We start from the raw sequence: 10,188 nt of genomic DNA on the forward strand, positions 1-10,188 counted from the left end.
GAAGTGGGGTTTTTACACTTCTCAAGTAGGTTTGAAAACATTGTATACAATTTTACACAATACTATGGACTTGACTGCGCAACCCTCTTTATGGGCGAATTTCTCATTTTTATGGGACACTTCCCGCTAGTTTATGGGCCACCTTCTACGCTTTATGGGACACTTAGGCCCTTCTTATGGGCGCAACCCTCTTTATGGGCGAATTTCTCATTTTTATAGGACACTTCCCGCTAGTTTATGGGCCACCTTCTACACTTTATGGGACACTTATGCTCCTCTTATGGGCGCAAATCGTCTTTATGGGCGACTTATCACCTTTTATGGGACATTTTTCGTTAGTTTATGGGCCACCTTCTACACTTTATGGGACACTTTCCGCTAACCTTCTAAACTTAATAGGACACTCCCTTCAGTTTAAGCCGGGTCGCCATCTCTGCTTTTATTACCTCAACAAAAAACACCCATAGATGGGAGTCAAATAGTCTCCAACCAATGGGTGTTTATTTGTGTTATCTACGTCGTTTTTTATTATCCATCTGTAACTTTCGTTCTTGCATAACAGAATTTATCTGCCCACCGACCAACAGGATGATTCCTGAAATGTAGAGCCATAGCATGAGGATAATAATACCCCCGATACTTCCGTAAGTTGCAGAATAATTACCAAAGTTACTTACATAGTAAGAGAATCCTAGAGATACAATGATCCATCCCAAGGTTGCAAATGCTGCACCCGGGAAAACGCTCTTTAGGCCTAACTTTATGTTTGGTACTATCCAATATAATGCAGCAAGTACGATAAACATAATAATAGGGCTAAGCGTCCATCTAATATTATTCCACAAATTAATAAAATCATCTTGGAAACCAAAATAAGAAAATAAAATTGTACCAATTTGTTCTCCGAAAACTGGTAATACTAGTGCTACAGCAAAAAGTAAAATCATTAATAAGGTAAATACCACTGATAATGCTCTTACTATAAAAAAGGGTCTCGTTTCCTCTATATCATAAGATCTATTTAAAGATTTGACGATTGCGTTCATCCCATTAGAAGCAGACCAAATGGTACCAAGAATCCCTATTGATAATAAGCCTCCGTTCCGACTTACTAAGACATCAGAAATCGTTCCCTCAATTAATGTATATACTTCACCCGGTGCATAGTTTTCTAAAAAGCGGAAGATTTGTGCCTCATCTAGATTTAGATATGGCAATAATGTAACTAAGAAAATTAATAAAGGAAATAGTGACAGAAGGAAAAAGTAAGCTAATTGAGCTGCAAGCCCTGTAATATCCGTTTTCTGTATATGCGTTATTAAATGCTTGAAGTAGCCTGACCATGTAGTTAAATCATGATTTTCCGTTTTCTTTTTCTCCTTCTTTTTAAAATTTAAAAACTTTAGCTTCGTATACCAAGTTGGAGAGGAACTTTTTTTATTGTTCTTATCATCTCTATTCATGTGTGAAACCATCTATTCCTCTCCCTTCCTTGTTTAATGTAATTTTGGCTCGTAAATACTTTTAGGCTCATCTTCCTCTGGAACAACTATGGATTTATACTCTTCCTTGGATTGGGAGAATGTATCCTTCGTCTCGGAAACAAGTGTCTTCACTTGAGGAGTAATTTCTTTTACTTCGTTCACCTTTTGTGAAATATATTTGGCATCTGAGGAGAATTGATTATAAACCGATTGCCATTTAGTTACTTGTTGATCAAGGACTTTCTTTAACTCGTCTCTGTTTCGGTTGTAATATTTAATTTCATTTCTAATCATTCTAGATCGGTTCATTACGGAATCTCTTGTCTTACGATCTAACATAGTTAATGCACCGCCAAGTACTGCGCCACACAATACACCTTTTACAAATTTACTTTCACTCATACTAATTACCTCCATATATATCGTTTTATATTAATTTTATTATACCCTGGCTTCTCTGAATCAAACTATTAATAATAATATTTTACAAAAATAAGCTTGACTATTTAAGAGAATTTTACGAATATTGTTAAAAGGACAAATTTATTGAAAGGATATGAAAGCTATAGCATTTTTCCTAGACTGAATTACAACCAAGGAGGTTATCAATTGGATAAGTTACTAGAAATTTTAAAAAGTGTTTCGGATGTTTTATGGGGCATCCCTTTACTGATTCTCATTGTAGGAACCGGAATATTTTTGACGGTTAGAGTTGCCTTTCTACAAATACGATTACTGCCGGTAGCTTTAAGACTTACTTTTTCTAGAAAGCATGATAAAACCGCTGAAGGGGATATCTCACAATTTCAAGCACTGACGACTGCGCTTGCAGCAACAGTCGGAACCGGTAATATTGTCGGGGTGGCAACTGCCGTATTACTTGGAGGTCCTGGTGCAGTTTTCTGGATGTGGTTTTCTGCATTTTTTGGAATGGCGACTAAATATAGTGAAGCAATCCTTGCAGTTAAGTATCGGATAAAGGATGCAAATGGCCAAATGGCAGGTGGCCCAATGTACTACATAGAACACGGTTTAAAGCAAAAGTGGTTAGCTGTATTATTCGCTATTTTTGGCGCATTAGCTGCTTTTGGTATTGGAAACGGAACACAAGCTAATTCTGTATCTTCTGCAGTAGAATCTACTTTTGGAGTAGAAACTTGGATTACCGGTCTAGTTCTGGCCATTTTCACTGCTCTTGTTATTTTGGGTGGTATTAAATCTATTGGTAATGTAACAGCCGTTTTTGTACCGGTGATGGCTTTGTTCTATATACTAGCTGGACTTTTCATCATGGTTACCAATATTAGCGCTGTCCCTGAAGCGTTCGGAATTATTTTCAAATCAGCATTTACTGGAGAAGCAGCTGCTGGTGGTGCTATTGGTGCGGCTATTCGTTATGGTGTTGCTCGTGGTGTATTCTCCAATGAAGCCGGCCTTGGTTCCGCTCCAATTGCTGCTGCTGCCGCAAAAACGGATTTACCAGGACGTCAAGCACTCGTTTCCATGACACAGGTATTTATAGATACTTTTATTATCTGTTCCATTACAGGTGTTACAATCGTAATGTCCGGTATGTATAAGGATACTAGTATCGGCGGTGGAGATTTAACCTCCGCAGCCTTCGGTCATTTCCTTGGAGATTGGGGACCAATCATCATTGCAGTTGGTTTAATTTTCTTTGCTTCCTCCACGATTTTCGGCTGGGCTTATTACGGAGAGAAATGTTTCCAATACTTATTTAAGAATCCTATGCTGTTAATTGTTTATCGTATTGCATTCGTTGCTATGGTATTCATAGGGTCAGTCGTTTCCCTAGATTTGATTTGGACATTCTCTGATATTACCAATGCATTAATGGCAATTCCTAACTTAATAGGTTTGCTTGGACTATCGGGTGTTGTCGTGTATGAGACAAAACGTATTCAGAAGAAGTTGAAGGAAGAAAAACTTGCCAGCAAGGCTTAATTTGTATTTGACATTCTAGGCTATGCGTGAAATGATATTTCTAATGTATGAAAGGCAGGTACAAAAGAATGGATTTAAATCAACCTTCCGTTGAGAATATTAGCTTTATGCTTGAAACAATCAAGGAAAAATTACGTATGGTCAATGTGGATGCCATGAAATCTGAGGACTTTAAAGCTACAGCCTATGAGGATCTTGTATATTTATATGAAATGGTCAACAAACGCGATTCTTTTAGTCCAAGTGAAATGCAAGCAATCGTCGCAGAACTTGGTAGTTTAAGAAAGTAATCACTTTATAATTCTTTATAATGAAAGAGAGGTAACCTGTTTATACAAAGGCTACCTCTCTTTTTTATTTATTAATTATCCTTCTGGAGTTTTCTTTCCATTGCTTTTGCGACTTGATGAGAGTTTGTAGTCTTTTCCTCATACAGTTTATGAATGATGTTCTGGTAATCCGCTTCGTTACGGTTTTGACTTAGTTTATCAACAGCCTGAATTTCCTGTATCTTAATCTTAAATCCAACAATACCCTTCAGTTCTTTCTCTAACAATTGTGGAGAAAGATTTTCCCATAAAACAGGATTTTTTCGATGTTTCTCATATTTTTGCAGCAACAATGTCAGGTCTTGTTTTAACTCGTCCTCGGTCAATATTACGGCCTTCCCATATACATGGACAGCCTGATAGTTCCATGTTGGGACATTTTCATGTTCATACCACGAAGAAGATATGTAAGAGTGAGGTCCTTGGAAAATAACCAATACATCTTCAGCTGTTTCAAATGTTCTCCATTGAGGATTCCCATACGCCATATGCCCTGTCACGTAATAATCTTCCCCTTCATTATGGATCTGCAATGGTAGGTGAGTTGCAATCGGTTTTTCTTTTTTCGTCGTAATAAGAACTCCGAATGAATTAGTATGAATGAATTCCTTAATCTCTTCCCAATTTGTCACCTTATAATATTTCGGAATATACATAATGAGCAACCTTTCCAATCAAATGATGTTTTTATCCGTTACTTACTTCGGTACTACAGACAGAAATTCCTTCCTAAGCCCTAACTAACTATTGCTCATACCATGGAAAGCGGTCGATAGCGGAAACCAATTGCACGTAAAAAAAATCCTCCCCTACTTTTATAGGGAAGGACCAATTCTTATTTAGATAGCTTATTTAACTCTACTGCAATTTTAGCTCCAACTCTTGCATTATTGTATACAAGCTCTATGTTAGATTCTAATGACTTACCTTCTGTTAACTCTTTTACTTTACCAAGAAGGAATGGTGTTACATCCTTACCTTTAATGCCATTATCTTCAGCTTCTTTCAATGCTGTTTGAATGATTCTATTCATGTATTCCTCGTCCAATGAATATTCTGCTGGGATAGGATTAGCAATGATTGCTCCGCCATTTAGACCTAGCTCCCATTTAACGTTTAGCATTTCAGCAACTTCTTTTTCTTCATCCATACGGAAGTCTGATTTAAAAGGGCTAGTGGAAGTATAGAATGCTGGGAAAGCTTCCGTTTGGAATCCTACTACCGGTACACCTTTTGTCTCTAAGTATTCTAACGTTAATCCGATATCTAAAATTGACTTAGCACCTGCGCAAACAACTGCAACATTTGTAGAAGCTAACTCTTCAAGGTCAGCTGAAATGTCCATTGTTGTCTCAGCACCTCTATGCACTCCGCCGATACCACCAGTTACAAACATTTGAATTCCTGCAAGATCCGCACAAATCATGGTTGTTGCCACAGTAGTAGCACCGATTTCCTTAGAAGCGACTACATATGGTAAATCTCTTCTAGAAGTTTTGCGAGCATTGCTGCTAGTTGCTAAAGTTTCTAATTCTTCATTGGATAAACCAATTTTAATCTTCCCGTCCATAATTGCAATTGTTGCAGGAACTGCTCCGTTATCACGGATAATTTGTTCTACTTTTCTTGCCATTTCAATGTTTTGTGGATAAGGCATTCCATGAGAAATGATAGTAGATTCTAATGCTACGATCGCTTTTCCTTGTGCCATTCCTTGTTCAACCTCTTGTGAGTACGTTAGATATTTTTTCATTTTAAATATTCCTCCAGTTCATTAGTTAACTTCAATTTTGTTAGTTCAGTTCGTACTGTGTCTACAGATTGGAGTGTTTTAGTAGCGTTAATCATCCCAGTCAGCACAGCCTGCTTTACTTCTACTCCATCCAACGAAGCATGAAGAACCCCAGAAACAAAGGCATCTCCTGCACCAGTCACGTCTACTACCTGCTCAGTTTGGATAGCAGGCATAAACAATGTCTCGATCTCTTTCCCAGCACATACTACTCCCTTGCTGCCATTCGTTATAATGACATGGCGTATGCCTTTTTGGACAAATGCCTCGGCTGTACGTTTCCAAGATTCCTCATCCACAATCTGCGTTTGAAAGTATGTCTCGGCTTCATCCTTATTTGTTATAAGCCACTCTATTCCTTCCAGATTCTCCGGCATTCGATTCATCTTCGGTGAAGACACTGGGATAATTGCAAGAGGAATCTTATTGCCGACCGCCAATGCGTGAATGTATTCCATTACATCTTTTGGACAGTTCATATCTATTATGAGCATTTGCGCATTAGTAAGATAAGCCTCTTGTTTTTTCATGTAGTCCACTGTTAGCTGATCATAAATATCCATATTAGCCAGGGCAAAAAGCATTTCCCCCTGTTGGTCTAGTACGGCTGAGTACGTTCCAGTAGAGTAGTTAACAAGCTTTTCTACAGAAAACAAGTTCATCCAGTGACTAGATGCCTTTTCGATAGAAGCGTATTCCATATCGTTACCGACAACTGTAAGTAGCCTGACGGTATTGCCAAGCCTTCCTAAGTTTTCAGCAATATTTCTTGCAACTCCGCCTATACTTTGCAGGCTTGTAGTTGGATTAGAAGTACCCATTTGTAATTGATCTTTTACTATATACTTTCTATCTACATTAGCTCCGCCTATACAAATAATCTCTTTGTTCTCCGGTAAAATGTATGCTCTGCCAATAATTTTCCCACTTTTAATGAGCTGAGAAATGATATTAGCAACTGCTGGCCTGGACATCTTTAAGGCATCTGCCATTTCTTGTTGTGATGCATAAGGATTGTTACGCAAATAGGTCAGAACTTTTAATTCCTTGGATTCCATTCGGACAACCTCCTCTCTTCAAACATTTGTTTTAATTATAAACTTTTGTTTTCAAAAGTCAAAGAAAAACTGACAACTATTTAAAATAATTGTCAGTTTCATTTTATTGGGGTTGGTCGTTTAAGCTGCCATCCTCTAATACTCGAGGCTGTATCAGCACTTCGACACGTCTATTTTTTGCTCTGCCTTCCTCCGTATCATTAGGAGCAACCGGCTTGAATTCTCCGTAGCCCTTTGCACTGAAGTACAGAGGATCAATCGTGTTATTGTTTACTAATATTTTCAAAAAGTTCACCGAGCGCATAACACTTAACTCCCAGTTAGAGGCATAAATACTACTAGATATCGGAATATTATCCGTGTGTCCTGTAATCACAACATTCCGAGGCGGATCAAACACCAGTAAATCCGATATATCTTCTGCAATTTGTCGATACTCTTGTTTTACCTCTGCCTGTCCCAAGTCAAATAAAATGCTATCTCTAATTGTCACTAAAAGACCTTCGCTTGTTAACTCAGTTGCAAATTGTTTCTCTAGCGCATTAACCGCTATGTATTCATCAACACTGTCTTGAATCTCAGATAAAGCTTGCTGATCCTCGATGTAAGCCATGCTTTGATTGGAATCACCGCTATTATTGTTTCTAGGTACGTCCATTGGCGAAGGCTGTTCCATTAGTCCGGTACCTCCATCAAACACTTGATTGAATACCGCGGACATTTGGTTTAGCTTTTCTTGATCAACAGTACTAGAAGCAAATAACACAATAAACAGTGCAAGTAGTAAAGTTAAAATATCTGCGTAAGGAAGAAGCCAAGATTCACTCATTTCCTCTTCATGCTGATGTTTCTTATGCTTCTTTGCCAAGGCCTGCCTCCCCGCTTTCATTTAAAACTTTTTTACGTTCAGACATAGATAGATAAGAAGCCAATTTCTGCTCTATCACACGTGGTGCATCTCCTTCTAAGACAGAAAGGATTCCCTCTAACATCATAGTTTTTTGTCTAACCTCTTGCTTTGACTTTCGTTTTAACTTGTTGGCAAATGGATGCCAAAGCACATAACCTGTGAATATCCCTAATAATGTAGCGATGAATGCAGCGGAAATTGCATGTCCTAATTTTTCTATATCATTCATATCACCTAGCGCTGCTACTAAACCAACTACTGCACCTAGCACTCCAAGAGTAGGTGCATATGTACCTGCCTGCGTGAAAATCTGAGCACCAGTGGAATGTCTTTCTTCCAAGGCATTAATTTCTTCTGTTAACACATCTCTAATATAATCTGCATTCTGTCCATCGATAGCTAAAGTAAGTCCATTTTTCAAAAATGGATCTTCCACATCGGTTGTTTTACTCTCTAATGCAAGTAACCCTTCTCTACGAGCTAAATCAGCCCAGTTAGAAAACAATTTAATAACTTCATGATCTGGCACTAACTTCTGTTCTTTAAAAATTACTCCGAAAAGCTTAGGTATTCTTTTTAGCTCATCCATCGGGAAACCAATTACGATAGTCGCAATTGTTCCAACGATAATAATTAAAATAGCTGCTGGATTCAACAGGGCAGCTAATCCTACTCCCTTCAGAACCATTCCTACACCTAACGCAACAATTCCTAAGACGAGACCAATTACTGTAGACTTATCCAATTCATAAACCCCCACATTCTATTTCTGTTCTTTATTTCGGTTAATATATCAGGATTTTAATATTAGTTTCTAACTATAAATTTTATTTCAATTAATTTGAACTCTTTTTTGTCTTAATTGGCAGAGAGTCATTGATAAATCCCTCTATAAACTGATACTATAATCTTAAGAAAAGAAAGGATGTATGGATATGTCAACCTTTGAAAACAATTTAGAAAAGTATGCTGCTTTAGCTGTTGAAGTAGGAGTAAATATACAAAAAGGGCAAGATTTATATATTGCGGCCTCTACAGAAACAGTAGAATTTGTCCGACTTGTAACTAAAAAAGCTTATGAAGCTGGAGCTAAGACTGTCTACGTAGATTTTTCTGATGATGAGTTAACACGCATCCGTTATGAGCTAGCCTCAAAAGACTCTTTCGACTTCTATCCACCATGGAAAGTTCAAGAAAGAGAGCAGCTTGCTGAATCAGGCGCTGCTTTTATGAGTATCGTAAGTCAAAGTCCCGATTTACTGAAGGGTATAGATTCTAGTAAAATCTCAACTTTCCAAAAAGCTGCAGGTCAAGCTATGTCCAAATACCGCCAGTATGTTCAGTCAGATAAAATTAGCTGGTCTGTAGTTGCGGCACCTTCTAAAAAATGGGCTGCAAAAGTATTTCCAGAGCTTCCTCAGGAAGAGCAAGTTCCAGCATTATGGGAATCTATCTTTAGTGCAGTAAGAGCTGACCTGGAAGATCCAGTATCTGCTTGGAAAGAGCACGATCGTTTGTTGCACACAAAAGTAGACTACTTAAACGATAAAAATTATAAAAAACTTCATTACACAGCTCCAGGCACTGACCTAACAATTGAACTTCCGAACGGCCATCTCTGGTGCGGAGCTAGTAGCACGAACGAAAAAGGCGAAGATTTTATGGCTAACATGCCTACAGAAGAAGTATTTACAGTTCCTTTAAAAACAGGGGTTGACGGGTATGTAGCAAGCACGAAGCCTTTAAGCTATGGTGGAAATATTATTGATAATTTCACTATCACTTTTGAAAATGGTCGCATTGTAAAAGTAGAGGCAAAAGAAGGTCAAGAAGTACTAGAGCAATTAGTTGATACGGATGAAGGCTCCCATTACCTTGGGGAAGTTGCACTTGTACCACATGATTCACCAATCTCTAACTCTAACCTGTTATTCTATAATACATTGTTTGATGAAAATGCTTCGAACCATTTAGCAATCGGTAGTGCATATGCGTTCTGTATCGAAGGCGGTAAAAAAATGAGTCGTGAAGAGCTTGCAGAAAACGGATTGAATGAAAGTATCACTCATGTAGACTTCATGATTGGTTCTGAAAATATGAATATTGATGGAATTAAAGAGGATGGCACTAAAGAACCTGTGTTTAGAAACGGAAACTGGGCATTTTAATCACAATCTATTCATAAATTTAATGTTTTAGTGTTACAAATTTAGTGTAAATAAGTTATAATGATATTAATATGAATAGTGAGGTGTTAAAAATGGGCTTATTCATAGCTACAATTCTTGGGTTCTCTGGCGGTATTTTAGCCATTGGAGCGGTAATCATGTTTTACTTCTCTAAACCAATGAACAACCAAGATGCAATTATCGTCGATCCGAAACCAACTAATAAGTTTTAATATGTCAACCGCGACTTAACAGTCGCGGTTGTTTTTTTATACAAAATACCTGTAGCTGCCTACTAATTCAAGCCTCTAGTTGTGGGTGGGGGACACTTCTTTACGTTACGTGCGGTTTTCCTATTTAGGTGACAATTTCTACTCTTTAGGTACCTCTTTTCTATGCTTTAGGTGAGAACGTATAAAATTTTGTGTAAATGACCATAACTTTCCTATAGGAGATGATCATTATGCAAAATTACGAAAATA

11 protein-coding genes are annotated in these 10,188 nt (G+C 37.8%); 4 read left to right on the forward strand and 7 right to left on the reverse strand.

What is annotated here, in order from left to right; all coding sequences use genetic code 11:
* Nucleotides 1-509: 509 nt before the first annotated feature.
* Together HF876_RS18165 and HF876_RS18170 are read right to left on the reverse strand one after the other, a co-directional pair.
* The gene (locus tag HF876_RS18165) at nucleotides 510-1,475 is read right to left on the reverse strand and encodes a YihY/virulence factor BrkB family protein (RefSeq protein WP_240949830.1); all 966 of its coding nucleotides are present in this window, start codon (nucleotides 1,473-1,475) and stop codon (nucleotides 510-512) included.
* A 21-nt stretch (nucleotides 1,476-1,496) separates the two neighbouring features.
* Nucleotides 1,497-1,886 carry a YtxH domain-containing protein gene (locus HF876_RS18170; RefSeq protein WP_169361469.1) on the reverse strand — a complete coding sequence of 130 codons (390 nt, stop codon included), beginning with the start codon at nucleotides 1,884-1,886 and terminating at the stop codon, nucleotides 1,497-1,499.
* A gap of 207 nt (nucleotides 1,887-2,093) precedes the next feature.
* On the opposite strand from HF876_RS18170, the gene HF876_RS18175 reads away from it, so the two are divergent.
* Both HF876_RS18175 and HF876_RS18180 read left to right on the forward strand, forming a co-directional pair.
* Nucleotides 2,094-3,449 carry an alanine/glycine:cation symporter family protein gene (locus tag HF876_RS18175; protein WP_169361470.1) on the forward strand — a complete coding sequence of 452 codons (1,356 nt, stop codon included), beginning with the start codon at nucleotides 2,094-2,096 and terminating at the stop codon, nucleotides 3,447-3,449.
* Nucleotides 3,450-3,517: 68 nt separating this feature from the next.
* Nucleotides 3,518-3,739 (forward strand): DUF1128 domain-containing protein, encoded by a 222-nt coding sequence (locus HF876_RS18180; protein WP_169361471.1) that lies wholly within the window; start codon nucleotides 3,518-3,520, stop codon nucleotides 3,737-3,739.
* A gap of 71 nt (nucleotides 3,740-3,810) precedes the next feature.
* On the opposite strand, the gene HF876_RS18185 is transcribed toward HF876_RS18180, so the two are convergent.
* From HF876_RS18185 to motA, 5 genes are all read right to left on the reverse strand, one after another.
* Nucleotides 3,811-4,434 carry an FMN-binding negative transcriptional regulator gene (locus tag HF876_RS18185; protein WP_169361472.1) on the reverse strand — a complete coding sequence of 208 codons (624 nt, stop codon included), beginning with the start codon at nucleotides 4,432-4,434 and terminating at the stop codon, nucleotides 3,811-3,813.
* Between the two features lie 179 nt (nucleotides 4,435-4,613).
* Complete coding sequence (locus tag HF876_RS18190; protein ID WP_169361473.1) at nucleotides 4,614-5,531, reverse strand: pseudouridine-5'-phosphate glycosidase; 918 nt, start codon at nucleotides 5,529-5,531, stop codon at nucleotides 4,614-4,616.
* On the reverse strand, nucleotides 5,528-6,628 hold the full coding sequence (locus HF876_RS18195) for a carbohydrate kinase (protein WP_169361474.1): 1,101 nt from the start codon (nucleotides 6,626-6,628) through the stop codon (nucleotides 5,528-5,530). Before HF876_RS18195 ends, HF876_RS18190 begins: the two co-directional genes overlap by 4 nt.
* Nucleotides 6,629-6,731: 103 nt before the next feature.
* Nucleotides 6,732-7,496, reverse strand: a complete 765-nt coding sequence (motB, locus tag HF876_RS18200; protein WP_169361475.1) for a flagellar motor protein MotB — start codon at nucleotides 7,494-7,496, stop codon at nucleotides 6,732-6,734.
* Entirely contained in the window at nucleotides 7,480-8,283 is an 804-nt protein-coding gene (gene motA / locus HF876_RS18205) for a flagellar motor stator protein MotA (RefSeq protein ID WP_169361476.1), read from the reverse strand. The genes motB and motA overlap by 17 nt, the downstream gene beginning before the upstream one ends.
* A 190-nt stretch (nucleotides 8,284-8,473) precedes the next feature.
* Between motA and HF876_RS18210 the strand changes: the two genes are divergently transcribed.
* Both HF876_RS18210 and HF876_RS18215 read left to right on the forward strand, forming a co-directional pair.
* Nucleotides 8,474-9,706 carry an aminopeptidase gene (locus HF876_RS18210; RefSeq protein ID WP_169361477.1) on the forward strand — a complete coding sequence of 411 codons (1,233 nt, stop codon included), beginning with the start codon at nucleotides 8,474-8,476 and terminating at the stop codon, nucleotides 9,704-9,706.
* Nucleotides 9,707-9,798: 92 nt separating this feature from the next.
* Nucleotides 9,799-9,939, forward strand: a complete 141-nt coding sequence (locus tag HF876_RS18215) for a hypothetical protein (protein WP_169361478.1) — start codon at nucleotides 9,799-9,801, stop codon at nucleotides 9,937-9,939.
* The last annotated feature ends 249 nt before the right edge of the window (nucleotides 9,940-10,188 follow it).

Source organism: Psychrobacillus sp. BL-248-WT-3, from assembly GCF_012843435.1.
Taxonomy (GTDB): Bacteria; Bacillota; Bacilli; order Bacillales_A; family Planococcaceae; genus Psychrobacillus.